Genomic DNA, 24,650 nt, shown 5'->3' with positions numbered 1-24,650 from the left:
CCCGGGGCGCCGGCCGGGGGCGGCGGCCAGGGGATTGGTCACGGTGATCTCCAGGTGGCCGTCCCGCACCTCGACGCGCAGGGTGACGGCGACGCCCTCGCCGGCGTGCCTGAGGGCGTTGCCCAGCCCCTCCTGCACGATCCGGTAGGCCTCGCGGGACAGCACCGGCGGCAGTGCTTCCGGCGCCGTCCCGACGAGGGCCGTCACCGTCACCCCGCTCGCCCGGGTGCGGCGCAGCAGGCCGTCGAGGTCGTCGGCGAGCGTGGGTGCCGGGGCGGTGCCGGGCGCGTCGCCGTCCCGCAGCACCCCGAGCACCGCGTCCAGTTCGCCCACCGTGCGCCGGGTGGTCTCCTCGATCGCGGCGAGCGCCTCACGGACGAACTCCGGGTCGCCGTCCAGGACCCGGCGCGCCGCGCTCGCCTGGAGGGTGACCGCGCTCAGCGCGTGCCCGACGGAGTCGTGCAGCTCGCGCGCCAGCCGGTTGCGCACGGCGAGGTCGGCGGCGCGTGCCTCGGCGGCGGCGAGCCGGTCCTCGGGGGTGGGGCCGAGCAGCGCGGGCGCCCAGCGGGCCAGCAACGCCCCGGCCCCGGCCGCGCAGCCGGCCAGCGCGAGGAGCGAGGCCACGCCCACGACCGGCGCGAGCGCCAGGGCCCAGGAGTGGTCGAGGACGTCCGGCAGCCCGAGCCGGGGGTCCCGCAGCCCCGCGACGAGCGGCAGCACGATCAGCACGGCGGCGAACGGCGGTACCGCCAGCGACATCGCGGCGACGATCCCGCCGAGCGCCAGGTGCAGCGTGTACCAGGCCGCCGTACGGCCCTTCGCGACCCGGCCGCGGGCGGGCCCGTCGGCGAGCCGGTCGGCCTCCACCCCGCACAGCCAGCGCACGGCGGCGCTCTCCAGCGGCCGGGTCAGCGGGAACAGGGAGGTGAGCGCGGCGAGGGGCAGACCGATGCCGAACGAGGAGAGCTGCAGGGGCAGCGAGGTGAAGACGCCGGCGTCGTCGGCCGCCGGCCCGACGAGGACCGCGCCGACGAGGACGTACGGCATGGCGAGCGCACCGCCCAGGATCAGATGGACCCAGCGCAGGCGGGCCCGCCGGCCGAACAACGGCCGCGCGAACGCCCTCACGTCACCGGACGCCGCACCGCCCCGGCGGACCGCGCCGCGAGGAAGCGGGCGCCGACGGCGGCGACGAGGAGGCCCACGATCATCTGGCCAGCGTAGGTCAGGAACATCAACTCCGTCGGGTGGTCGGCGGAATCGCCCCCGGGGACCAGCGCGACCGCCGCCATCCAGCCGCCCCAGCAGGCCACGGCGCCGGAGCCGATCCCGGCGAGGGCGAGGGGCACCCGCACCGGGAGAGCCGGGACCCGCCGGAAGGCCAGCAGCACCCCGCCGGAGACCGCGGCCAGGAGGAAGACGGCGTACAGGGTCTCCAGGACGTGGAAGTCGCTGCCCCGGCCCGCGACGGCGCCCGCGCTCAGACCGGCCGTGCCGCCGCAGGCCCAGAGGACCCGGAACGTCAGCGGGAACAGCGCGACCACGGCGGCCGCCACCGCGAGGACCCGCTGCGCCGCCCCCGCCGTCTCGGCCGGCAGGTCCCGCATCCGGCCGCGCCACAGGTGCCCCCAGCGGTCCCGGGCGTAGAGCACGAACAGCGCGCCCAGGGCGAGGCCCTGGACGATGAACCCGATGTAGACGACGGCGAACACCCACGTGTGCAGGAAGGGTTCGTCCTCGCCGCCGGAGGTGCCCCCGGCGCTCCCGCCGAGCGCGTGCACCAGCAGCTGGAGCGGATAGCCGGCCATGATCGGCGCCAGCAGCCCGGTCGCGACCCACATCGGCGCCGCGAGCAGCCACGCGGGCACCCCGCGGCCCCAGGGCCGGGTCAGCAGGAGCGCGAGCACGATCACGGCGCAGTCCATCAGGACCGTGAGGACGTTCGCGACGAGCAGCCCGGTGCCGTGGTCCAGCAGCGGGCTGTCCGCCGGAATGCCGACGCGACTGCCCGCCACCCAGGCGGCCTTGAGGGCGAGGTACGGCAGGCAGGCCGCGACGGCGACGGCGCGCAGCAGCCTGCGGGAGCGGGGGAGTGCGGTGCCTTCGGCGGAGGCGGTGGGGACGAGGGTCTGTGACATGCCCCCACCGTCCCGCGCGGCCGCCCGCGGGCACCTCCTGCACGGTGACGATCCGCCTCCGCCGCACGGGGGAGGGGCACTCGGCGCGAGGTCGCACACCGCGCCCGCCCGGGCCGGGCGCCGGCCGCGCCGCGGGCCCCGTGCGCGCGGTCAGCCGTCCAGGGCCAGCACCAGTTCGTCGATCTCCGCGTCCCGCCCGGGCGCGTACGCCGTGGCCCGTCCGGAGACCTCGAAGCCGCACCGCTCCAGCACGCGCAGCGACCCCGTGTTGTCCGCGGCCACGCGCGCGTACAGCGGGCGTTCGGTCACCTCGGCCAGCAGCCCGCGCAGCGCGGCCGTGGCGACGCCCCGGCCCCAGTACGCGCGGTCGACCCAGTACGTCACCTCGCGCTCGCCCGCCTCCCCGTACACCGCCGCGTGGCCGATCACGTCCCCGTCGACCAGCACGGTGCGCACGACGATCTCCGGCGAGCTGCGGATGCGGGCCCAGCGGGCGTCGAAGGCGTCCCGGTCGGCCGGGTCCCGGGGGGTGAAGGCCGCCATGCGCAGGGCGTCCGGGTCGTTCAACTGCCGGTAGAAGACGGGCAGGTCGCTGTCGTGCACCGCGCGCAGGGCGACGTCCACCGGGTTCGTCCCGTTCGTCGGGTTCACCGGGTCCATCGGGTTCGTCGGGTTCGTCGGGTTCACCGTTCAGAGCCTCCGGGTCGCCAGGGTCAGCCGGTCACGCGCGTCGAACAGGGCGTCCTTGACCATCTGCTCGTGCGCGGGCGTGAGCCGGGCCACCGGCACCGAGCAGCTGATCGCGTCCCGCGCGGGGGTGCGGTAGGGGATCGCCACGCCGAAGCAGCGCAGCCCGAGCGTGTTCTCCTCGCGGTCCACGGCGAAGCCCTGCTCCCGCACCTGGTGCAGCTCCTCGATGAGCTTCTCCCGGTCGGTGATGGTGTTCTCGGTCAGGGCGGGCAGCGTCTCGGGGAGCATCTTGCGCACCTGCTCGTCCGTGTACGTGCTCAGCAGCGCCTTGCCCAGCGAGGTCGAGTGCGCGGGCAGCCGGCGGCCGACCCGGGTGAAGGGGCGCAGGTAGTGCTGCGACTGGCGGGTGGCCAGGTAGACGACGTTGGTGCCGTCGAGCCGGGCGAGGTGGATGGTCTCCGTCGTGTCGTCCGAGAGCCGGTCCAGGGTGGGGCGGGCCGCCGCCACCACCTCGTCGCCGTCGATGTAGGAGGTGCCGACCAGCAGCGCCCGGACGCCGATGCCGTAGCGCGTGCCCGTCGCGTCCGTCTCCACCCAGCCGAGGTCCACGAGGGTGCGCAGCAGCATGTAGAGGCTGGACTTGGGGTAGCCGACGGCCTCCTGGACCGCCGCGAGTGAGTGCATCCCGGGGCGTCCGGCGAAGTACTCGAGCAGTTCAACGGTCCGCACCGCGGACTTGACCTGCGCCCCGCCGCCCGTCTCGCCAGCCGACATCGCCCTTGACCCTCTCGTTCGCCGGGAAATAGTCTCCGCAGCATATTCATCATCAGAGACAGTGTTCAGCATATCGAACACTCCTGGTGGATGACGTACATCCTGCGGCATCGCATGCGGCATTCAAGTGGAGGGACCCGTGGTGGCAGCAGCACCAGTCTGGAGTGTCGACCCCCGAACCGGGAAGCAGCGTGAACAGGTTGCGGTGGAGGCCACGGCCCAGGAGGTGGACGCCGCCGTCCGGGCCGCGCACGACGCGCGGGACGCGCTGGCCGACCGCACCGTCCGCGCGGCGTTCCTGCGCACGGCCGCCGACGAACTCGAGGCGGCCCGGGACCGCCTCGTCGAGGCCGCCGACGCGGAGACCGCGCTCGGCCCGGTCCGGCTGACCGGCGAACTCGCCCGCACCTGCTACCAGCTGCGGGCCTTCGCCGGCATCGTCGACGAGGGCGCCTTCCTCGACGTCGTCATCGACCACCCCGACGACACCGCCATCCCGCCCGTCCCGGACCTGCGCCGCCACAAGGTCCCGCTGGGCGTCGTGGCCGTCTACTCCGCCTCCAACTTCCCCTTCGCCTTCTCCGTCCCCGGCGGCGACACCGCGAGCGCGCTCGCGGCCGGCTGCCCGGTCGTCGTCAAGGCCCACCCCGACCACCCGGCCCTGTCCGAGCTGGTCGCCAGGGTGCTGCGCCGGGCCGCCGCCCGGCACGGCGTCCCCGAGGGCGTGCTCGGCCTGGTGCACGGCTTCGAGGCGGGCGTCGAACTCGTCAAGCACCCGCTGGTCTCGGCGGCCGGCTTCACCGGTTCCGTGCGCGGGGGCCGCGCCCTCTTCGACGCGGCGGCCGCCCGCCCGGTCCCGATCCCGTTCCACGGCGAGCTGGGCTCCCTGAACCCGGTCCTGGTCACCGAGGCCGCGGCGGCCGAGCGCGCCGAGGAGATCGGTGCGGGCCTGGCGGGCTCGATGACGCTGGGCGTCGGCCAGTTCTGCGTGAAGCCGGGCCTGGTCCTGGCGCCGGCCGGCGCGGCCGGCGACCGGCTGGTGAAGTCCCTGACCGGCGCCGTCAGCGACACCGAGGCGGGCGTCCTGCTCGACCACCGCATGCGCGACAACTTCGTCGCCGGGGTCGCCGAGCGCACCCGGCTGCCCGAGGTGGAGTCCCCGGTGACGCCGGGCGCGGGCGGCGAGCACACGGTCAGCGCGGGCTTCCTCACCGTCCCGGCGAGCCGGCTGGCCCAGGAGGGCGAGCACGACCTGCTCCTGGAGGAGTGCTTCGGCCCGGTCACCGTGGTGGCCCGCTACGAGGACGAGGCCGAGGCACGGGCCGTGCTGTCGCGGCTGCCGGGCAACCTCACCGCGACCGTCCAGCTCTCCACCCGGGAGGCGGAGGGCGAGGGCCGCGGCGCGGAGCTGGTGCGGGAGCTGACGCCGCTGGCCGGCCGCGTGCTGGTGAACGGCTGGCCGACGGGCGTCGCGGTGGCCCCCGCCCAGCACCACGGCGGGCCCTACCCGGCGACGACCTCCACGTCCACGTCCGTGGGCGGCACGGCCGTCGAGCGGTGGCTGCGGCCCGTCGTGTACCAGAACACGCCCCCGGCGCTGCTGCCGGCGGAGCTGCGGGACGACAACCCGCTGGGGCTGCCGCGCCGGTTCAACGGGCGTCTGGAGCGGTAGCGTCCCGGCGGACGCGCCCGCCTGGCACACTCACCGGATGGACGTGGAACTTCCCGAACTCCCTTTCCCCCTCCGTACGTACGGTCCCGACGGGCACTGGTCGTACGAGGACGGTGTGCTGACCGGCTGGGCGGGCGCCCGCCAGGACCGCTTCGTGCCGCCCACCGGCGAGGCGCTGGACTCCGCCACCGACGCGCCCCGGCTGCTGGGCGCGCCCGAGGGCGACTTCCAGCTGATCGCCCGCGTCACGGTCGGCTTCGCCGCCGCCTTCGACGCCGGGGTGCTCTACGTCCACGTCGGCGAGCGGGCCTGGGCCAAGCTCTGCCTGGAGTACTCCCCGGACGTGCCCACCCTCTGCACGGTGGTCACCCGGGGCCACTCCGACGACGCCAACTCCTTCACCGTCGAGGGCGGTTCCCTCTGGCTCCGGGTGAGCCGCACCGGCCGCGCCTTCGCCTTCCACGCCTCCCGCGACGGTGAGCGCTGGACCTTCGTGCGCCTGTTCACCCTCGGCGACGAGAAGGAGTCGGGAGCCGCCCTGGTCGGTTTCATGACCCAGTCGCCGATGGGCGAGGGCTGCGTGGTGACGTACGACCGCATCGAGTACCGGCCGAACTGGCCGCGCGACCTGCGGGACGGCAGCTGAGCGGACCGCCCTCCGCCGCGCCCGGGAATGGGAGCGGCTGCTTGAACGTTCACGCAGTCGGCGGAGGGAGCCTCCGTACCCGTACGACCTGGAGAGTGCCGACACGATGCGCGTCGAGATCTGGTCCGACATCGCCTGCCCCTGGTGCTACGTCGGAAAGGCCCGCTTCGAGAAGGCGCTGGCCGCCTTCCCGCACCGCGACGAGGTCGAGGTGGTGCACCGTTCCTTCGAGCTGGACCCGGGCCGCGCCAAGGACGACGTCCAGCCCGTGATCACGATGCTCGCCAAGAAGTACGGCATGAGCGAGGCGCAGGCCGAGGCCGGTGAGGACAACCTGGGCGTCCAGGCCGCCGCCGAGGGCCTGCCCTACCGCACCCGGGGCCGGGACCACGGCAGCACCTTCGACATGCACCGCCTGCTGCACTTCGCCCGCGAGCGGGGCCGCCAGGTGGAGCTGCTCGACCTGCTGTACCGGGCCAACTTCGCCGAGGAGCGGTCCGTCTACGGCGACGACGGACGGCTCGTCGAGCTGGCCGTCGCCGCCGGTCTGGACGCGGACGCCGCCCGGCGGGTCCTCGCCGACCCGGAGGCGTACGCCGCCGAGGTCCGCGCCGACGAGCGCGAGGCCGCGCAGCTCGGCGCGACCGGGGTGCCGTTCTTCGTGCTGGACCGCCGGTACGGCGTCTCCGGCGCCCAGCCCGCCGAGGTCTTCACCCGGGCGCTGACGCAGGCCTGGGGCGAGCGCCCGCGGCTGAAGCCGGTCGACGGCGGCTCCGGCGCGGCGGACGGCCGGGACGGCCAGGACGGCCAGGACGCGGCGGAGGCCTGCGGCCCGGACGGGTGCGCGGTGCCGCAGCACTGAAACGCCCAGGTCGGACCGTACGCATAAGGGTTCCTTGGCGGTACCGCGCAGAATTCGGCAATGGACGGGGAGGTCCCGGGCCCGCAGAGTGGACCCATGGAGACCTTCGAGAACCTCGTCCGTGCCGAGTTCGCCCCGAAGACCACCTACCTGAACACCGCGAGCAACTCCCTCCTGCCGGCCCGTACCGTGGCCGCGCTCCAGGACGCCGTGCGGCTCCGCGCGCAGGGCCGTCCGCTGGACTCGCTGTACGCCGACGTCGAGGCCTGCCGGGCCGCCTACGCCCGGCTGGCCGGCGTCCCCGTCGAGCGGGTGGCGGCCGGGGCCACGGTCGCCCTGCACACCTCGCTGGTCGCGGCCTCGCTGCCGCCGGGTGCCGAGGTGCTCACCGCGGAGGACGACTTCACCTCCGTCCTCAACCCGTTCCACACCCGCGGCGACCTCAAGGTGCGGGCCGTGCCGCTGGAGCGGATCGCCGACTCCGTCCGGCCGGGCACCGCGCTGGTCGCGGTCAGCTCCGGGCAGTCCGCCGACGGCCGGATCGCCGACCTGCCCGCGCTGCGCGAGGCGGCCCGGGCGCACGGGGCGCGCACCTACGTCGACTTCTCCCAGACGGCCGGCTGGCTGCCGATGGAGGCCGACGCGTTCGACTACTCCGTCTCCATCACCTACAAGTGGCTGCTCGGCCCGCACGGGGCGGCCTTCCTCGTCGTGCCCGAGGACCTCGGCGGCCTGCCGCCGGTGCAGGCGAGCTGGGCCGCGGGGGAGGCCCCCTGGGACAGCTGCTACGGACCCGTCACCGAACTCGCCCACTCCGCACGGCGGTTCGACTCCAGCCCCGCCCTGTTCACCTACGCGGGACTGCGCGCCTCCCTCGAACTCGTCGAGGAGCTCGGCGTGGACGCCGTCCGGGCCCACGACCTGGCCCTCGCCGACCGCTTCCGCGCGGGCCTCGCCGCGCTGGGCCACGAGCCCGTGCCCGCGCCCGGCTCGGCGATCGTGTCCGTGCCCGGACTGGGGCGCCTGCAGCCGGAGCTGTCCGCGTCGGGCATCGAGGTGTCGAACCGCGCGGGCAACCTGCGGGCGTCCTTCCACCTGTACAACACGGCCGCCGACGTGGACCGGCTGCTGGAGGCGCTGCCCGGCTGAGGGCCCGGCGCCCCTTCCCTCCGGCCGTGCGCACGGCAGCGGGCCGGTGCCTCCCTGTCCCACCCGAGGAGGCCCGGCCCGCGGTCGGTGTCACGCCGTCACTTCACCGGCGTGAAGTCCCTGGCCCCGATGAACTCCGGCCGCCGCACCGGCGCCGCGAAGGGCTCGACCGCCGTGTTCTCGACGCTGTTGAACACGATGAACACGTTGCTGCGCGGGAACGGCGTGATGTTGTCGCCGGAACCGTGCATGGCGTTGCAGTCGAACCAGGTCGCCGAGCCCGCCCTGCCGGTGAACAGCTTGATGCCGTACTCGGACGCCAGCGAGGTCAGCGCCTCGTCGGACGGCGTGCCCGCGTCCTGCATCTGCAGCGACTTCTTGTAGTTGTCCTTCGGCGTGGCCCCCGCGCAGCCGAGGAAGGTCTTGTGCGACCCCGGCATGATCATGAGCCCGCCGTTGGTGTCGAAGTTCTCGGTCAGCGCGATCGACACGGACACCGTCCGCATCCGCGGCAGACCGTCCTCGGCGTGCCAGGTCTCGAAGTCCGAGTGCCAGTAGAAGCCGCTGGCCCCGAAGCCCGGCTTGACGTTGATCCGCGACTGGTGGACGTACACGTCCGAGCCGAGGATCTGCCGGGCGCGGCCGACGACGCGCTCGTCGCGCACCAGGCGCGCGAACACCTCGCTGATCCTGTGCACCTCGAAGACCGAGCGGATCTCCTTCGACTTCGGCTCGACGATCGACCGCTCGTCCTCCCGGATCGCCGGGTCGGCGACCAGGCGGTTCAGCTCGTCCCGGTAGACGGCGACCTCGTCCTCGCCGATCAGCCGGTCGACGGCGAGGAAGCCGTCACGTTCGAACGCCCCGAGGTCGGCCGGCGTGATCGGGCCGGGCGCGTCGGGGGCGCCCCAGACGACCGGGTCCTGGCGCGGGGTGAGCACCTCGGCGGTGCCGCGCGTCGGGTAGAGGTCGGGGACCCGGGTGCCGGTGGTGGTGGTCGCGGTGGTCATGGAACCTCACACCTCCTCGGTGAGCAGCGGGTAGACGCCGTTCTCGTCGTGGTCCTCCCGTCCGGTGACCGGCGGGTTGAAGACGCAGATGCAGTGGAAGTCCTCCTTGACCTTGAGCGTGTGCCGCTCGTGGCCGTCCAGGAGGTACATGGTCCCGGGCGTGATGCGGTACGTCTTCCCGGTCTCGTGGTCGGTCAGCTCGGCGTCGCCCTTGGTGCAGACGACGGCCTCGATGTGGTTGGCGTACCACATCGACGTCTCGGTACCCGCGTAGAGGATCGTCTCGTGCACGGAGAAGCCGACCTTCTCCTTGGCGAGGACGATGCGCTTGCTCTCCCAGGTGCCGGACGCGGACTTCACGTGCCGGTCTGTGCCTTCGATCTCCTTGAAGGAACGGACAATCACGGTGTTGCGATGCCTCCTAGATGGTGGTGTCTGCCGGGTGCCCGGGCCGTCGGCCCGGTGGTTCAGGCGGTTTCGCGGACGGCGCGGGCGAGCGTGGTCAGCCCCTCGTCCAGCTCGTCCGGGGTGACGGTCAGGGCCGGGAGCAGCTTGACGACCTCGCCCTCCGGGCCGGACGTCTCGATCAGCAGGCCGAGTTCGAAGGCGCGCCGGGCGATCCGCTCCGCGCGGTCCTTGTCGTGGAACTCCATGCCCCACACCAGCCCGCGGCCCCGGTACTCCTTCACGTCGGCGCGGTTCTCCTCGGCGACGGCGAGCAGCGCCCGCTCGACCTGCTCGCCGCGCGAGCGGGTCTGCTTCTCCATCGCGCTGCCGTCGGCCCAGTAGGCCTCCAGCGCCGCGGTGGCGGTGACGAAGGCGGGGTTGTTGCCGCGGAAGGTGCCGTTGTGCTCGCCCGGCTCCCAGACGTCCAGCTCGGGCTTGAACAGGGTCAGCGCCATCGGCAGCCCGTAGCCGCTGATCGACTTGGACACGGTGACGATGTCGGGCGTGATGCCGGCCTCCTCGAAGGAGAAGAAGGCGCCGGTGCGGCCGCAGCCCATCTGGATGTCGTCGACGATCAGCAGCATGTCCTGGCGCTCGCACAGCTCGGCCAGGGCCCGCAGCCACTCGGGCCGGGCGACGTTGATGCCGCCCTCGCCCTGCACCGTCTCGACGATCACGGCGGCGGGCTTGTTGAGGCCGGAGCCCTGGTCCTCCAGGAGCCGCTCGAACCACAGGAAGTCCGGGACGGTGCCGTCGAAGTAGTTGTCGAACGGCATCGGCGTGCCGTGCACCAGCGGGATGCCCGCCCCGGCCCGCTTGAAGGCGTTGCCGGTCACCGCGAGCGAGCCCAGCGACATGCCGTGGAAGGCGTTGGTGAACGACACGATCGCCTCGCGTCCCTTCACCTTCCGCGCCAGCTTCAGCGCGGACTCCACGGCGTTGGTGCCCGTCGGCCCCGGGAACATGACCTTGTACGGCAGGTCGCGCGGGCGCAGGATCCAGTTCTGGAAGGACTCCAGGAACGTGCGCTTGGCCGTCGTCGACATGTCGAGCCCGTGCGTGACACCGTCCCGCTCCAGGTAGTCGATCAGCGCCCGTTTCAGGACGGGGTTGTTGTGTCCGTAGTTGAGTGAGCCGGCTCCGGCGAAGAAGTCGAGGTACTCGTGGCCGTCCTCGTCGTACATGCGGCTGCCGTGCGCACGGTCGAAGACGGTGGGCCAGCCGCGGCAGTAGCTGCGCACCTCGGACTCGAGGGTCTCGAAGACGCTCAGGTCGGGCTGGGTGATGGTCACGACGAATCGCTCCTCGGTGGCGTGGGAGATCGGAAGGAGTCGGAAGATCCGGAAGGTCGGGAGGGAGGCCGTGCGGTCAGTGCGCGAGGGGACCGATGCGGTACAGGACCTCGGGGTCGTGCGGCCCGTCGGGGAACTGGCCGGCCTCGAACAGCACCTCGCGGTCCAGCAGGGCGCCGTGCCGTTCGGCGAACGCGGTGAACAGCCGTTCGGACGCGGTGTTGCCCGGTGTGATGGTGGTCTCCACGGTGTCCACCCCGTGCTCCTCGGCGGTCCGGGCGGCCAGACCGTCGAGCAGGGCGGCGGCGAGGCCGCGTCCGCGGTGCGCCTCGTCCACCGCGACCTGCCAGACGAGCAGGGTGCGCGGGCTGTCCGGCCGCAGGAACCCGGTGACGAAGCCGATCGGCTCCCCGTGCTCGTCGCGGGCGACGGCCGAGGTCGCGGCGAAGTCCCGGCACCACAGCAGATAGCTGTACGACGAGTTCAGGTCGAGGACCTTCGAGTCCTTGGCTATCCGCCACAGCACGGCTCCGTCCGCCACGGTGGGGCGGTCGATTTGCAGGTCTGCTTGTGCGGCAGTCATGCGAATTGAACTTACCCAGGTAAATTCAAAATTGCATCGTCTCTCGGGGTTACGTACGAGCTGGATCTGTGTTATCGCGCGAGCGTGTGTGTCTGCGCGAGGGCTCGGCAAAATGCCCTGATTTTCCAGGGATATAGGGCGCAGAACGGGCGTGATGTGGAACCGGTCACAACTGCGTAACTCCCCTGGGCGGCCTCCGGAAACCGCTGGTCCAGCCCTCGAAATCGTTGCGTTTAAGTCCGGAGGGAGCGGGCAGAAGAGGAAGGGAAAGCGCTCTGGAATGTATTCACTGAATAAGCGAAAGAATGTCGCGGGAAGATGCGTGCGAGGGATTCCTGGAATTGCGTGGAATTCATGCCCCGGTCACCCCGTCGATACGTTCGCGCAGCGGAGCGGCGTGGCCGTCGTGCCGCGCGTGCTCCTCGTTCAGGTGGAGGAGCGCCCGGCGCGGACCGGCCCGCGCCCCGGCGATCGGCCCGTGGCCGATCCGCCCGGTGCCGTCCAGCGCCCGTCCCGCGCACGGCTCCCGCCCCCGCGCGACCTCCCGGCCCCGGCCGGATCCCGAGCGCCTCGTCGATTCCCCGGGCCGGGTCGAGGGCGTACCCGGTCGGATCCGCGGACACCGGCGGCACGTCGGGACCGGCGACGACCCGCCGGAACCGGTTCCGCTCGACCTCGGCGAGGTGCCGCACCAGCCCCAGCGGGGCCGGCGCCGGCGGCGCGACCGGGGTCGGCCGCACCTGTGCGTCGTCCGGTCCCGCGGACTTCGGCGCCGGCGCCCCGCGGTGGTACCCCGGCCACTCCTCCGGCACGGACCGCTCGTCACCGGCCGGCCGGGGGACCGGGCGGCCGTCGGGAAGGGCGAGGGACGGCCGGGGCGGGTGCCGCGGACATGGGACAGGGGACAGGGGGGAGCATGACGCGGAGACCCGCGGGCCGACACGGGAAGGCCGCGCGCCGGCCGATTCCGCCCGGCGGCGTCGCACCCCGGCCCGTCCCGCTACCGCCAGGCCTTCCCGACCGCGCGCAGGGCCGCCGCCACGTCCACCGCCAGGCCCTCCTCCGCCAGGACGGCGCCCAGGGCCGTCAGGGCCGCCCGCACCGCGCCCGGCGTCGCGTCGGGGCCGTAGTGGTTGACGCGGATCATCTCCTTGGCGAGGGTGCCGCCGCCCGCGGCCAGGGGCAGCGCCGGGTCGGCGGCCAGGGCGCGGGCCACCAGGTCCGCGGCCGTCGTGCCCGCCGGGGCCCGCAGGGTCGTGGCCACCGGAGCGGCGTCCGCCGCCTCGCGCACGTACGGCTCCAGACCGCCGCCCAGCGCGAGCGCGCCCGCCCGGGTGGCCGCCGCGGCCGACGCGTGCCGGGCCATGACCGCGTCCGGGCCCACCGCCTCGATGCGCTCCAGGCACGCCTCGAGCGCCAGCATCTCCAACTGCGCCGGCGCGTGCAGCAGTGCCGTGCGGCCGCCGTCGATCCAGCGCTCCTTCCAGTCCAGCAGGGACAGGTAGGAGCGGCGCGGCGCCCGCGGGTTCGCGGCCATCCGCGCCCACGCCCGCTCGCTCACCGACACCGCCGACACCCCGGCCGGACCGCCCATCGCCTTCTGCGCGCCGATCACGCACAGGTCCACGCCCCACGCGTCCGGGAGCACCGGCTCGGCGCCGATCGACGCCACCGCGTCCAGGTAGAACAGCGCCCCGTGCGCCCGCACCACCTCGCCGATCTCCGCGACCGGGTTGGTGTTCCCGGTGGCCGCCTCCGCGTGCACCAGGGACACGAAGTCGATCCGGGGGTGCTCGGCGAGGGCACCGCGGACCTGCTCGGCGGTCACCGCCGTGTGGAAGGGCACCGTCAGGTCGATCACCGTGGCGCCGCAGTCCCGCAGCCAGTCGCCGAAGGTCTGCCCGTAGGGGCCGGTGATGACGTTCAGGGCGGTGGTGCCGGGACCCGCGGTCGCGCGGATCGCGCCCTCCAGCGGCAGCAGCGCCTCGCCCTGCATGACGACGACGTCCTGCTCGGTGCGGAGCAGGCGCGCCACGCGGTCCTCGATCGAGGCGAAGTGCGCGGCGCTCAGCGGGGCCAGGTCGAGGAGGGGGTGGGTCACGGCGGTGCTCTCTTCACTTCGCGGCTTCGCGGGTCGACGCAGTCGAGCGTAACCGGCCCCGGGGACCCGGCCCGACCGCGGGCCTCCCGGACCGGGTGGACGGGAGCGGGCGACGCCTCACTAGGGTGCCGGGTATGAGCGAACGCGCGGTGCTGCACGTGAAGGGGCGGGTGCTCGTCGGACCGGAGGAGGTCCGCGACGAGCTGTGGGTGGTCGGCGGCCGGATCTCCTACGACCGCCCCGTCGGCGCCCGCGACGTCCGGACCGTCGAGGGCTGGGTGCTGCCCGGGCTGGTCGACGCCCACTGCCACGTGGGCCTCGACCGGCACGGCGCGGTCCCCGAGGAGGTCGCCGAGAAGCAGGCGCTCACCGACCGCGACGCCGGCGCCCTGCTGCTGCGGGACGCGGGCTCGCCCTCCGACACCCGCTGGATCGACGACCGCGACGACCTCCCGAAGATCGTCCGGGCCGGCCGGCACATCGCCCGCACCCGCCGCTACATCCGGGGCTACGCCTGGGAGGTCGAACCGGACGACCTCGTCGCGTACGTCGCCCGGGAGGCCCGGCGCGGCGACGGCTGGGTGAAGCTGGTGGGCGACTGGATCGACCGCGACCTGGGCGACCTGTCGGCCTGCTGGCCGCGCGGCGCCGTCGAGGCGGCGATCGCCGAGGCGCACCGGCTGGGCGCCCGCGTCACCGCGCACTGCTTCGCCGAGGACTCCCTGCGGGACCTGGTCGAGGCCGGCATCGACTGCGTCGAGCACGCGACGGGCCTGACCGACGAGACCATCCCGCTGTTCGCCGAGCGGGGCGTGGCGATCGTCCCCACGCTCGTCAACATCGCCACCTTCCCAGGGCTCGCCGACGGCGGCGAGGCCAAGTTCCCGCGCTGGGCGGCCCACATGCGCCGGCTCCACGAACGCCGCTACGACACCGTCCGCTCCGCCCACGACGCCGGCATCCCGGTCTTCGTCGGCACGGACGCCGGCGGCACCCTTCCGCACGGCCTGGCGGCGGACGAGGTCGCCGAGCTGGTCAGGGCCGGCCTCCCGCCCGTCGAGGCCCTCGCGGCCGGCACCTGGGCGGCCCGGAAGTGGCTGGGACGACCGGGGCTGGAGGAAGGCGCCCCGGCGGACCTGGTGGTCTACGCGTCCGACCCGCGCGCGGACGTACGGGTGCTGAGGGATCCGCGCCGGGTGGTGCTGAACGGGCGCGTGGTCGGGTAGGGCCGCCCCCGGGGTGGGACACCCGAGGGTGACGCCGGGGAACAGCCGTGCCCCGGAATTCGAAAGCACGCGTCAACTCACCACGATGGAGTGAAGAGTTGCCGGATCGCTGACGGCCTGCTTCCTGCGCGGACATTCTTTCCGGGTCCCACACACGTCTCCCGGGGGTCCCACCACCTTGAACAGCGCCACCTTCCGCATGCCCGCACGCCGCCCGGCCGCCGTCGCCGCGGCCGGCGTCCTCGCCGCCGGCTCCCTCGTGCTGACCGGCGCGGGCGCCGCGCACGCCACCGGGGAGCACGGCACCGCCGGCGCCGCCGTGCTGCGCACCGAGCTCGACGTGTCCCTGCTCAACAGGACCGTGCACGCGCCGCTCACCGTCTCCCTCAACGAGGTCCGGGCGCCGCAGAGCGCGCGGGAGACCGCGCTCACCGCCCGGTTGGACGGGGTGGACGGCGGCCGGCCGTTCACCGTGCTGCGCGCCGAGGTCGCCGACGCCGGGGCGACGGTGGAGGGGAACCGGGCCGAGGCCTCCGCCACCCTCGCCAAGGCCCGGGTCCACGTGCCCGGACTGCCGCTGCTGGGGCTGATCGAGCTCGAGAAGGTCACGGCGAAGGCGGTCTGCGAGGCCGGGAGGGCCCCTCTCGCCTCGACGACCCTGCCCGGCTCCGTGACGGTGCTCGGCAGACGCGTCACGCTGACCTCCGCCGGACCGACCGAGGTGAAGGTGCCGGGCGTCGGCGAGGTGCGGCTGGACCTGTCGACGACGCGGACCACGTCCCGTACGGCCGCCGCCACCGCGCTGCGGCTGAAGGTCGCGGTCGACCCGCTGAAGCTGAACGTCGCCGCGGTCGAGGGCACCCTCACCCTGGCCGAGGCCACGTGCGAGGCGCCCGCGGCCTCCGACGAGGCGTCCGCCGCCCCCGGCGAGCGGTCGGCCGCTGCGAGCACGCCCGAGGCCGCCGACGTCCGGCCCCAGGGGGCGCGGGCGGAGCGGACCGCCCCCGCCGGGGAGAACCTCGCCGAGACCGGCGGCGACTCGATGACCTCGTACATCGCGGGCGGTGCGATCGCCCTCCTCGCGGCGGGCGGCGGAGCGGTGGCGCTGGCCCGCCGGGGCCGGCGGGGTGAGCCCGGCTGCTCCGCCGGACCGGGGAGCTCCGGCCCTCCGGCCTTCCGGCTTCCCGGTCTTCCGGTCTTCCGGCCCTCCGGCTTCCCGGTCCGCCCGCCGCCCGGCCCGGTGGGCCGGAAGGCCGGATCGGCGCGGGGCGGGCGCGGCGCACGGCTCAGCCGGCCGCCAGCACCCGCCCCAGAGCCGCGAGGAACCCGTCCACCGTCTCCCGGTCCCGTACCGCCAGCCGCAGCCACCGCTCGTCCAGTCCCGGGAACGTGTCCCCGCGGCGCACCGCGTAGCCGAGGTCGCGCAGCCGGCTCCGCACGGTCGCCGCGTGCTCCAGCCGGACCAGGACGAAGGGGCCCTCGGCGGGCTCCACGACCCGCAGTCCGTGTCCGGCGAAGTCCCGCAGCCCCGCGAGCAGATGCGCCCGGTCCGCCGCGATGCGGTCGGCCGCCCGGGCCGCCTCCGCGAGCGCCCCGGCCCCCACGCACGCCCGGGCCGCGGCCAGCGCGGGCGTGGACACCGGCCACAGCGGCTGGGCGCGCTCCAGCTCCGCGACGGTCTCCGGCGCCGCCAGCACGTAACCGATCCGCAGCCCGGCCAGCCCCCACGTCTTGGTGAGGCTGCGCAGCACCACCAGCCCGGGCACGTCCGTCCGCCCGGCCAGCGCCTCCCGCTCGCCCGGCACCGCGTCCATGAACGCCTCGTCCACCACCAGGATCCGCCCGGGACGGGCGAGTCGGGCGACGTCCGCGGCCGGGTGCAGCACCGACGTCGGGTTCGTCGGGTTGCCGATCACCACCAGGTCCGCGTCCCCGGGCACCGCCGTCGGATCCAGCCGGAACCCGTCCGCCTCCCGCAGCAGCACCCGGCCGACCGTGTGCCCCGCGTCCCGCAGTGCCGCCTCCGGCTCCGTGAACTGCGGATGCACCACCACCGGCCGGCGCGCCCCGAGCGCCCGCGCCAGCAGCACGAACGCCTCCGCCGCACCGGCCGTCAGCAGCACCCGCTCCACCGGCAGCCCGTGCCGCTCCGCCACCGCTGCCCGGGCGGCCCGGCCGTCGGGATAGGCGGCCAGCCCGGACAGCGACGCGGCGATGTGCTCGCGCAGCCACGTCGGCGGGGTGTCCGCGCGGACGTTCACGGCGAGGTCGATCAGCGCCGAGCCGTCGTCGCGGACCTCCGCGTCCCCGTGGTGGCGCAGATCGTGCGCGGGCACGGCACCCCCGGACTCAGTGCGCGTGAGAATGTGCGTGTCCATGCCCGTGATGGTGCCCGTGGTGGTGATGGCCGTCGTCGTCGGGGTGGAAGTGCGGCTGCTGCGGCAGACCCACCTTGTCCTCGAAGCCCGGCAGCGCGATCCGGTACACGCAGGTGTCGCAGTTCATCCTGAGGTCGCCCTTCACGGCCTCCTCGTACCGCTCCCGCACCAGGTCCAGCAGCTCCGGCTCGGGGCCGATGACGTCCGCCGACCGCACCTGAGCCTCCGGGTGCGCGTGGGCCCACTCCTCCGTCTGCCGCCGCACCCGGTCCGGCAGGATCCCGGTGAACAGGAAGTACGGCAGGACGACGATCCGCCGGGCGCCCAGCCGCGCGCAGCGGTCCAGCCCGCCCGGCACGTCCGGCGCCGCCAGCGACACGAAGGCCGTCTCCACGCCCGCGTACCCGCGCCCCTCCCACAGCAGCCGCGCCGCCTTGAACACCTCGGCGTTGGCGTCCGGGTCCGTCGACCCGCGGCCCACCAGCAGCACGGTCACCTCGGAGCGGTCCCAGGAGGGGTCCACCGCCTCGTCCAGCCGCCGCTGGAGCACGTCCAGCAGGGCGGGGTGCGGGCCCAGCGGACGGCCGTAGGTGTACGAGATCCCCGGGTGGCGCTCCTTCTCGCGGGCCAGCGCCGCCGGGATGTCGCCCTTGGCGTGCCCGGCGGACACCAGCATCAGCGGCACGGCCGCGAACCGGCGCACACCGCGCCCCACCAGTTCGGCGACGGCCTCGCCCAGCGGCGGCGGGGACAGCTCGATGAAACCGCCGGCGACGGGCAGTTCGGGGTGGCGGCGCGCCAGCTCCCGTACGAAGGCGCGGAACGCCTCCGCTCCGGCGTCGTCCCGGGTGCCGTGGCCGGCGATGAGCAGGGCGGGCGGGGTGGTCACAGGGTCTCCTCGGACGAAGTGGGGTGGTACAGCAGGGCGTTGAGCGCGGCGGCGGCGACCGCCGAACCGCCCTTCTCGGACACGTTGCTCACGGCGGGCAGTCCGCTCTCGCGCAACGCGGCCTTGGACTCGGCCGCCCCGACGAACCCGACGGGCAGGCCGATGACGAGCGCGGGGGAGGCGTCCAGGGTCAGCAGCTCCTCCAGGGCGGTCGGCGCACAGCCGATCACCCACAGGGCGCCGGGCCCGACCTCCTCGTACGCCAGCCGCATCGCGTGCGCCGAACGCGTCAGACCGGGCCCGGCCTGCGCGTCCTTCAGCCGGCACACGGTCGCCCGGCGCGTGATCCCGGCCGCGACCATCTCCACGTCCGCCACGACCGGCGCCCCGGCGTGCAGCGCGACATGGGCCTTCGCCAACTCGGCCTCATCCATGACGAGTTCGTCGGCGTAGTCGAGATCGGCGGAGGAGTGGACGACCCGTTCGACGACCGCCCGGGTCAGCGGCGGGAAGTGCGAGGTGTCCAGCCGGGCGCGCAGCCGGCGGAAGGACTCCTGCTCGATGGGGTGGACCACGCGGTTCACCGGGCCTCCTCCTGGGTCTCCTGGGTCTCCTGAGTCCCCTGGGTCTTCTGGATCCCCTGGCTCTCCTGGCGCTCCGGGGTCTCCTGCCAGCGGTAGCCGCGCGGGGTGACCATGCGCCCCGCGACCTCACGGGTCGCGGTGTTGCCCACGGTCACGACCGTCATCATGTCGACCGTCGCCGGGTCCAGCGCCGCCAGCGTCGTCAGCCGGCTCGACTCGTCCGGCCGGGAGGCGTTGCGCACGACACCGACCGGCGTCGTCGGCGCGCGGTGCCCGGCGAGGATCGCGAGGGCCTTCGGCAACTGCCAGTCGCGGCCCCGGCTGCGCGGGTTGTAGAACGTCACGACGAGGTCCGCCTCGGCCGCCGCCCGCACCCGCCGCTCGATGACCTCCCACGGCGTGTGCAGGTCGGACAGGCTGATCGACACGTGGTCGTGCCCCAGCGGCGCCCCCAGGAGCGCCCCGGCCGCCAGCGCCGCCGTCACACCCGGCACGCCGACCACGTCGATGTCGTCGGACGCCTCGGCGAGCGCCGGGGAGGCCATGGCGTACACGCCCGCGTCCCCGCTGCCGATCAGCGCGACCGCCCGGCCCCGGCGGGCCTCCTCGACGGCCGTGCGCGCCCGCTCCTCCTCGGCCCCGAGCCCCGACTCCAGGATCCGGGTGCCGGGCCGCAGCAGGTCCCGGATCTGGTCGACGTACTGGTCGAGCCCGACCAGCACGGAGGCGCGCCGCAACTCCGCCTCCGCCCGAGGGGTGAGCAGGTCCCGGGCCCCCGGCCCCAGCCCGACCACCGCGAGCCGCCCGCGTCCCGGCCGCCGTACGACCGCGCAGGTCGCCCTCGCCGGCCCCCCGTCCGCGCGCTCCGACTTCCGCTTGGGCACCAGGAGTTCGCCCCCGCGCACCAGCGCGGCGGCCTCCGCGACCGACGGGGTGCCGACGGCGGCGAGCGGCGCGTCGGAGGGGTGGGGCACGTCGATGCGCGCCAACTCCTCGGCGCCGTACGTCACCAGGGGCACGCCCAGGCGCCGGGCCGCCTCCACGATGCCGGGCTCCTCGGCCTTGGCGTCCACGGTGGCGAGCTCGGCGAGCGACGCGGCCGACAGCCCGGCCTCCCGCAGGGCGCCCTCGACCAGGGCGAGCACCTCCTCGACGGGGGCGCCCTTCGAGGCACCGACCCCGACGACGAGGGTCGGCGGTCGCAGGACCGCCTCCCCCTCGCCCGGCTCGACCAGACGGTCCGTGAGGCGGACCGTGTACGCCCCCTCGTCGGCCACCGGCAGCGGCGGCAGCGGCCAGGCCACCTCGGCGCGCAGCGCCACCGCCTCGCCGTCCAGCAGGGCCCGCGAGACGGCGGCGACGTCGCCCTCCACGGGCAGCCCCAGGGTGTCCAGGCCGGCCAGGCCCACGGCGTCGGTCGCCGTGGTGACCACGGGCTCGGCGCCCAGCACCCCGGCGACCTCACGGGCCAGGTCGTTCGCCCCGCCCCCGTGCCCGCCCAGCAGCGACACCGCGAACCGTCCGCCCTCGTCGACGCAGACCACGCCCGGGTCGGTCGCCTTGCCGGCCAGCAGCGGTGCCACCAGCCGCACCACGGCCCCCGTGGCGAGGAAGCACACGAGCTGTTCGCAACTCGCGAACGCGGCCCGCACGGCGTCCGCGACGGGACCCTCGTACACGCGCGTGCGGTCCGGCCACGCGGCGGCCAGCCGGTCCCGCGCAGCCGCTCCCGCCGCGGTGGCGGAGATGAGGCCGATCACTGGGTGACTCCTTCGGTACGGCCGGGGGGCCTCACGCCCCACAGCAGGAAAACGGGATTGGTGGCCGCCAGCCGGGTCACGTCCCCGGGCAGCGGCGCGAGCCGAGACGCCTGCAACAGCACGCCGTCGCAGGTGAACCCGGCGTCCGTCAGCGCCTCGCGGGCCGCCGGGACCCGGTCCAGCGCCGCCAGGGCGACGACGACCGTCCGCCGGGCGCGCCGCGCGCACGCGGCGACGACGGTGGGCAGCTCCCGCCCGCCCCCGCCGACGAACACGGCGTCGGGGGCGTCGGCGCCGTCGGGACCGTCGAGTGCGGACAGCGCGTCCGGCGCCGTCCCGTGCACCACCCGCACGTCGACCCCGTGCGCGGCGGCGTTGGCGCGGATCCGCTCCACCCCGTCCGGGGTCTTCTCCACCGCGGTGACGGCGGCCCCCAGCCGCGCGCACTCCACGGCCACGGACCCGGAACCCGCGCCGACGTCCCACACCAGGTCACCGGGGCGCGGCCCGAGCCGGGCCAGGGCCAGGGCCCGCACCTCGAACTTGGTGATCATGGAGTCGCGGTGGGTGAACGCGGCCTCCTCCAGCGCCCAGCCGGCGGGCCGGCCGGCGTCCCCGCCCGCGACGGTCCGCACCGGGCCGAGGGCCCGTGACGGATCCAGGCACAGCACGACGCTCACCGCCGGGCCCCAGTCCCGCGCCGCGGCCTCGGCGGGCGTGACCCGCTCGACGCGCTCGCGCTCCGGGTCGCCCAGCGCGGAGGCGACGACCAGGAGGCGGCCGGGGGCGTGGCGGGCCAGCGCGGCCCCCAGTTCGGCCGGCCCGGCGCCCGGCCCGGTCAGCACGGCGACCTTCGGGTGGGCCCGGCACAGGTGCACGGCCGTCCGCGGGTCCCGCCCGTGCGCGCTGACGACCACGGCGTCGTCCCAGGGCAGCCCGGCCCGCGCGAACGCGGCGGCCACGGAGGAGACACCGGGCCGCACGTCCAGCCGCTCGGCCCCGAACCGCTCGGCCAGCGCCCGCACGATCCCGAAGAACCCGGGGTCCCCGGAGGCCAGCACCACGACCGGCCGCTCCTCGGCGACGTACTTCCCCACGGTGTCCAGCGCGGGCGCCAGCGGCCCGAGGACGACCCGTTCGGCCCGCTCCGGCAGCCGCACGGCGTCCAGGTGCCGCCGTCCGCCGACGACCAGCTCCGCCCCGGCGAGGGCGTCCGCGTCCACCGGCGCGCCGGTCCCCGTGCCCACGACGGTGATCATGTGTTCGCACCCCGCGAACGCAGCTCCCGGCGGGCCCGGGGGTCCGCCTTGCGGTAGCCGTGGAAGTGCCCCGGGTGGTACAGGTGCGAGCGGGTGCCGTGCGCGTCGAGGGCCGGCCCGACCAGGAACAGGGTGTGCTTCCAGAGCTTGTGCTCCTTGACCGTCTCCTCCAGCGTGCCGACCGTGCACCTCACGATCAGCTCCTCCGGCCAGGTCGCCTGGTAGGCGACGACGACCGGCGTGGTCGTCGGGTAGCCGCCCTCCAGCAGCTCCCGCACCAGCTGCCCGCTGCGGGCGGCCGACAGGAAGATCGCCATGGTGGTGCCGTGCCGGGCGAACTCGCGGACCTCCTCACCGGGCGGCATCGGCGTCTTGCCGCCGCCGAGCCGGGTCAGGACGACGGACTGCGCCACCTCGGGGACGGTCAGCTCCCGCTGCGCGAGCGCCGCGACGGCGGAGAACGACGACACCCCGGGCACGACCTCCGTCGCGATGCCGATCCGGGCGCACCGGTCGAGCTGCTCCTGCGTGCCGCCCCACAGCGCCGGGTCGCCGGAGTGGATCCGCGCGACCTTCAGTCCTTCCGCGTGAGCCCGTTCGTAGACGGCCACGACGTCCTCCAGGGACATCGTCGCCGAGTCGAGGATCTCCGCGTCCTCACGCGCGTGCTCGAGGACCTCCGCCTGGACCAGGCTGGCGGCCCAGATCACGACATCGGCGCCGGCGATGGCGCGTGCGGCGCGGAACGTCAGCAGATCGGCGGCGCCGGGGCCGGCACCGACGAAGGTCACCTTGCCTGCGGGGGCATCGGCCATGGGAATCGGTCCTCTCCTGCGGTCGGGGAATGTCGGGGGACGTGCGGGGACGTCAGGGTTCGGGGACGATCGGGGATCTCGGGATCGAGAAGCGGGTGGTGACCGGCTGTCACGCGTGCGCGGGCGGGTGCCGATCGGATACGAAGGGCACATGGCGGTCCTCGTCGCGCTCGGCGCGTTCCTGATGACGCTGGCCGGCGGCTGGACGGCACACCGCGTGACCGACCGCCGTCACCTGGTGCTGGGCCTGGCCGGCGGGCTGATGCTCGGCGTCGTCGGCCTGGAACTCCTCCCGGAGTCCCTGGAGACGGCCGGCGCCGAGGTGCACGGCGTGCCGGCGGCCCTGCTGCTCTTCGTCGCCGGCTTCCTCCTCGCCCACCTGGTGGAACACCTGCTGGCCCACCGCCCCCGGGCCCTCGGCCCCGCTCGTGCAGGAGAGACCCCCACGGCCGCGCACGGCGCCGGGGAGACCGACGGCCGCACCCCCGAGGTGGGCCTCACGGCCGCCGCCGCGATGGTCGGCCACAGCGCCATGGACGGCGTCGCGATCGGCGCCGCCTTCCAGGTCGGCGGCGGCATGGGCGCCGCCGTCGCGGTGGCCGTGATCGCGCACGACTTCGCGGACGGCTTCAACACCTACACGCTGACCCGGGTGTACGGAAACGCCCACCGCCGGGCGCTGGCCATGCTCTTCGCGGCCGCGGCGGCCCCGGTCGCGGGCGCCGCGTCGACCCTGTTCGTCACCCTCCCGGAGCCGCTGCTCGGCGGCTACCTCGGCCTGTTCGGCGGCGCGCTGCTGTATCTCGCGGCGGCCGAGATCCTGCCCGAGGCCCACCACGCGCACCCGGCCCGCTCGACCCTGCTGTGCACGGTCGCGGGGGTGCTGTTCGTCTGGCTGGTGGTGGGCGCCGCGCACTGACCGGCCCCCGCGCGGGCCCGGCCGGTTCACAGTTTGCCGCCCCGCCCGCCGTCGCGCCGCGGCGGCGCGATGAGCGTCGAGAGGTAGGGCAGGGGCGTCCCGTCCAGCTCGGCGGCCGGCCGGACCGACTCCTCCGGCAGCCCGAGCGCCGACCCCCACACCGCGTCGCCGATCCGCCCGGTCTCCCGCAGTGCCTCGGCGACCTCGCCCGCCTGCCGCCCGAACTTGTACGCGACGACGGTCCCGGGCCCGGCGAGGGCGTCCTTGAGCACGGCCGCCCCGGCGGTCACCGGCACCAGCGTGAGCGGCTCGGTCCCCTCGGTGAGCACCGCGCCCGACCGCGCCGCGAGATCCTGCATGGCGGTGATCCCCGGCACGGTCTCCACCACCGTCCCCGGCACCGACTCCGCGACGGTCTGGGCGAGATAGGTGAACGTCGAGTACACGTTGGGGTCCCCGATGGTCGCGAAGGCGACGGACCCGTGCTCCCGCAGCAGCCCGGCGACCCGCTCCCCGGCCGCGTCCCAGGCGGCCTCCCGGCGTGCCCGGTCGGTGCGCTCGTTCAGCGCGAACACCACCCGGACCACCTTCCGGGCGGGCACGTAGTGCAGCACGGTCGCCTCGGCCCGCCCCCGTTCACCGGTGTCCATCACGGGCACGACGACGACGTCGGCCGCGCGCAGGACGTTCACGCCCTTCACGGTCACCAGTTCCGGGTCGCCCGGCCCGACCCCGACCCCGATCAGCCTGCTGCTCATGACGTCCGGCACCTCTCCACGAACCGACGGGCGACACCGGGCGCGGACGCCCAGTGCGTGTGCAGGTAGCTCGCGTGCACCCCGTGCTGTACAAAACCCTCGACGCGCCGCTCGGGCGCCCGTATCCCCCAGGCGGGCGCGGCCCCGGCCCCCGGCTCCACGACGGTCCGGTGGAACTCGTGCCCGCGCATCCGCGTCCCGGCGGCGGCCAGCGCGCCGTCGGTCACCGCCACGGCGTCCCGGTAGCCCAGCGTCAGCCGCTCGGACATCCGCGCGGAGGCGTCCAGCACCCCGCACAGGGGCAGGCCGTCCAGCTCCCGGCACAGGTACAGCAGCCCGGCGCACTCGGCGGCGACGGGCGCCCCGCTCCCGGCGAGGGCGGCCACCGCCTTCCTGAGCGGCTCGTTGGCGGACAGCTCGGCGGCGTACACCTCGGGGAACCCGCCACCGATCACCAACCCGCGGGCACCGTCGGGCAGCCGCTCGTCCCGCAGCGGGTCGAAGGCGACGACCTCGGCCCCGGCGGCGGTGAGCAACTCGGCGTGCTCGGCGTAGGAGAACGTGAACGCGGCCCCGCCGGCCACGGCCACCACCGGCCCGTCCGGGGACACCTCCCCGTGCGAGGAGCCCGGGGGAGTGCGGGGCCGCCCGGACCGGCCGGGGGCGTGGGAGGCGGAGCCCCCGGAGGCCGGGACGGG

The 24,650-nt window shown here is 75.0% G+C and carries 23 protein-coding genes and 3 pseudogenes; 7 read left to right on the top strand and 19 right to left on the bottom strand.

Annotated elements, in window-relative coordinates:
• From B7L92_RS08160 to B7L92_RS08145, 4 genes are all read right to left on the bottom strand, one after another.
• Positions 1–1,128 (bottom strand): sensor histidine kinase (locus B7L92_RS08160; protein WP_081236782.1); only part of this gene is annotated, 1,128 nt, incomplete at its 3' end.
• On the bottom strand, positions 1,125–2,138 hold the full coding sequence (locus B7L92_RS08155; protein WP_081236779.1) for a hypothetical protein: 1,014 nt from the start codon (positions 2,136–2,138) through the stop codon (positions 1,125–1,127). The genes B7L92_RS08155 and B7L92_RS08160, both read right to left, overlap by 4 nt.
• A 150-nt stretch (positions 2,139–2,288) precedes the next feature.
• Entirely contained in the window at positions 2,289–2,798 is a 510-nt protein-coding gene (locus B7L92_RS08150; protein WP_081236781.1) for a GNAT family N-acetyltransferase, read from the bottom strand.
• Between the two features lie 30 nt (positions 2,799–2,828).
• Positions 2,829–3,602, bottom strand: a complete 774-nt coding sequence (locus tag B7L92_RS08145) for an IclR family transcriptional regulator (RefSeq protein WP_004989734.1) — start codon at positions 3,600–3,602, stop codon at positions 2,829–2,831.
• A gap of 142 nt (positions 3,603–3,744) precedes the next feature.
• On the opposite strand from B7L92_RS08145, the gene B7L92_RS08140 reads away from it, so the two are divergent.
• The 4 genes from B7L92_RS08140 (at position 3,745) to B7L92_RS08125 (ending at position 7,931) form a co-directional block, all read left to right on the top strand.
• Positions 3,745–5,274 carry an aldehyde dehydrogenase (NADP(+)) gene (locus tag B7L92_RS08140; protein WP_081236780.1) on the top strand — a complete coding sequence of 510 codons (1,530 nt, stop codon included), beginning with the start codon at positions 3,745–3,747 and terminating at the stop codon, positions 5,272–5,274.
• A 37-nt stretch (positions 5,275–5,311) separates the two neighbouring features.
• A complete protein-coding gene (locus tag B7L92_RS08135; RefSeq protein WP_081236778.1) occupies positions 5,312–5,920 on the top strand; it encodes a DUF1349 domain-containing protein in 609 nt (202 codons plus the stop codon).
• A gap of 106 nt (positions 5,921–6,026) precedes the next feature.
• Positions 6,027–6,782, top strand: a complete 756-nt coding sequence (locus tag B7L92_RS08130) for a DsbA family oxidoreductase (RefSeq protein ID WP_081236777.1) — start codon at positions 6,027–6,029, stop codon at positions 6,780–6,782.
• Between the two features lie 96 nt (positions 6,783–6,878).
• Positions 6,879–7,931, top strand: coding sequence for an aminotransferase class V-fold PLP-dependent enzyme (locus B7L92_RS08125; protein WP_081236776.1), 1,053 nt, complete (start codon positions 6,879–6,881; stop codon positions 7,929–7,931).
• Between the two features lie 98 nt (positions 7,932–8,029).
• On the opposite strand, the gene thpD is transcribed toward B7L92_RS08125, so the two are convergent.
• The 7 genes and pseudogenes from thpD to B7L92_RS08095 form a co-directional block, all read right to left on the bottom strand.
• Positions 8,030–8,941: an ectoine hydroxylase gene (gene thpD, locus B7L92_RS08120; RefSeq protein WP_081236775.1), complete on the bottom strand. Its 912-nt coding sequence runs from the start codon at positions 8,939–8,941 to the stop codon at positions 8,030–8,032.
• A 6-nt stretch (positions 8,942–8,947) separates the two neighbouring features.
• Positions 8,948–9,346: an ectoine synthase gene (locus B7L92_RS08115; protein ID WP_004989750.1), complete on the bottom strand. Its 399-nt coding sequence runs from the start codon at positions 9,344–9,346 to the stop codon at positions 8,948–8,950.
• A 62-nt stretch (positions 9,347–9,408) separates the two neighbouring features.
• Positions 9,409–10,680, bottom strand: coding sequence for a diaminobutyrate--2-oxoglutarate transaminase (gene ectB / locus B7L92_RS08110; RefSeq protein WP_004989752.1), 1,272 nt, complete (start codon positions 10,678–10,680; stop codon positions 9,409–9,411).
• A 76-nt stretch (positions 10,681–10,756) separates the two neighbouring features.
• The gene (gene ectA / locus B7L92_RS08105; RefSeq protein ID WP_004989754.1) at positions 10,757–11,263 is read right to left on the bottom strand and encodes a diaminobutyrate acetyltransferase; all 507 of its coding nucleotides are present in this window, start codon (positions 11,261–11,263) and stop codon (positions 10,757–10,759) included.
• Between the two features lie 352 nt (positions 11,264–11,615).
• On the bottom strand, positions 11,616–11,750 hold the full coding sequence (locus B7L92_RS43625) for a mycothiol transferase (protein ID WP_368656233.1): 135 nt from the start codon (positions 11,748–11,750) through the stop codon (positions 11,616–11,618).
• 184 nt (positions 11,751–11,934) lie between these two features.
• Positions 11,935–12,003, bottom strand: a pseudogene (locus B7L92_RS43620) (hypothetical protein); the annotation flags it as partial.
• A gap of 260 nt (positions 12,004–12,263) precedes the next feature.
• On the bottom strand, positions 12,264–13,364 hold the full coding sequence (locus B7L92_RS08095; protein WP_081236774.1) for a pyridoxal-phosphate-dependent aminotransferase family protein: 1,101 nt from the start codon (positions 13,362–13,364) through the stop codon (positions 12,264–12,266).
• 134 nt (positions 13,365–13,498) lie between these two features.
• Between B7L92_RS08095 and B7L92_RS08090 the strand changes: the two genes are divergently transcribed.
• Positions 13,499–14,590, top strand: coding sequence for an amidohydrolase family protein (locus tag B7L92_RS08090; protein ID WP_081236773.1), 1,092 nt, complete (start codon positions 13,499–13,501; stop codon positions 14,588–14,590).
• Positions 14,591–14,768: 178 nt separating this feature from the next.
• Positions 14,769–15,713: pseudogene (locus B7L92_RS41005) on the top strand (SCO1860 family LAETG-anchored protein); the annotation flags it as partial.
• A gap of 163 nt (positions 15,714–15,876) precedes the next feature.
• Here B7L92_RS41005 and cobC read toward each other — a convergent pair.
• The 6 genes from cobC to cobM are packed head-to-tail and all read right to left on the bottom strand — an operon-like array spanning position 15,877 to position 22,275.
• A complete protein-coding gene (gene cobC / locus B7L92_RS08080) occupies positions 15,877–16,968 on the bottom strand; it encodes an Rv2231c family histidinol phosphate aminotransferase CobC (RefSeq protein ID WP_081236772.1) in 1,092 nt (363 codons plus the stop codon).
• Positions 16,940–17,857, bottom strand: coding sequence for a sirohydrochlorin chelatase (locus tag B7L92_RS08075; protein WP_004989774.1), 918 nt, complete (start codon positions 17,855–17,857; stop codon positions 16,940–16,942). Before B7L92_RS08075 ends, cobC begins: the two co-directional genes overlap by 29 nt.
• A complete protein-coding gene (locus B7L92_RS08070; protein WP_004989776.1) occupies positions 17,854–18,441 on the bottom strand; it encodes a precorrin-8X methylmutase in 588 nt (195 codons plus the stop codon). The genes B7L92_RS08075 and B7L92_RS08070 overlap by 4 nt, the downstream gene beginning before the upstream one ends.
• Complete coding sequence (gene cobJ / locus B7L92_RS08065) at positions 18,438–20,201, bottom strand: precorrin-3B C(17)-methyltransferase (protein WP_081236771.1); 1,764 nt, start codon at positions 20,199–20,201, stop codon at positions 18,438–18,440. Before cobJ ends, B7L92_RS08070 begins: the two co-directional genes overlap by 4 nt.
• On the bottom strand, positions 20,198–21,460 hold the full coding sequence (cbiE, locus tag B7L92_RS08060) for a precorrin-6y C5,15-methyltransferase (decarboxylating) subunit CbiE (protein WP_081236770.1): 1,263 nt from the start codon (positions 21,458–21,460) through the stop codon (positions 20,198–20,200). Before cbiE ends, cobJ begins: the two co-directional genes overlap by 4 nt.
• Complete coding sequence (gene cobM / locus B7L92_RS08055) at positions 21,457–22,275, bottom strand: precorrin-4 C(11)-methyltransferase (RefSeq protein ID WP_081236769.1); 819 nt, start codon at positions 22,273–22,275, stop codon at positions 21,457–21,459. The genes cbiE and cobM overlap by 4 nt, the downstream gene beginning before the upstream one ends.
• Before the next feature lie 151 nt (positions 22,276–22,426).
• On the opposite strand from cobM, the gene B7L92_RS08050 reads away from it, so the two are divergent.
• Complete coding sequence (locus B7L92_RS08050) at positions 22,427–23,194, top strand: ZIP family metal transporter (protein ID WP_081236768.1); 768 nt, start codon at positions 22,427–22,429, stop codon at positions 23,192–23,194.
• A gap of 26 nt (positions 23,195–23,220) precedes the next feature.
• Here the strand turns inward: B7L92_RS08050 and cobI are convergent, their stop codons facing one another.
• Positions 23,221–23,952 (bottom strand): precorrin-2 C(20)-methyltransferase, encoded by a 732-nt coding sequence (gene cobI / locus B7L92_RS08045; RefSeq protein ID WP_107501407.1) that lies wholly within the window; start codon positions 23,950–23,952, stop codon positions 23,221–23,223.
• Positions 23,949–24,650 (bottom strand): annotated as a pseudogene (locus B7L92_RS08040) (cobyrinate a,c-diamide synthase); the annotation flags it as partial. The pseudogene B7L92_RS08040 and the gene cobI, both read right to left, overlap by 4 nt.

Source organism: Streptomyces viridosporus, assembly GCF_002078235.1.
Lineage (GTDB): Bacteria > Actinomycetota > Actinomycetes > Streptomycetales > Streptomycetaceae > Streptomyces > Streptomyces viridosporus.
This window is presented reverse-complemented; position numbering and strand designations above follow the sequence as displayed.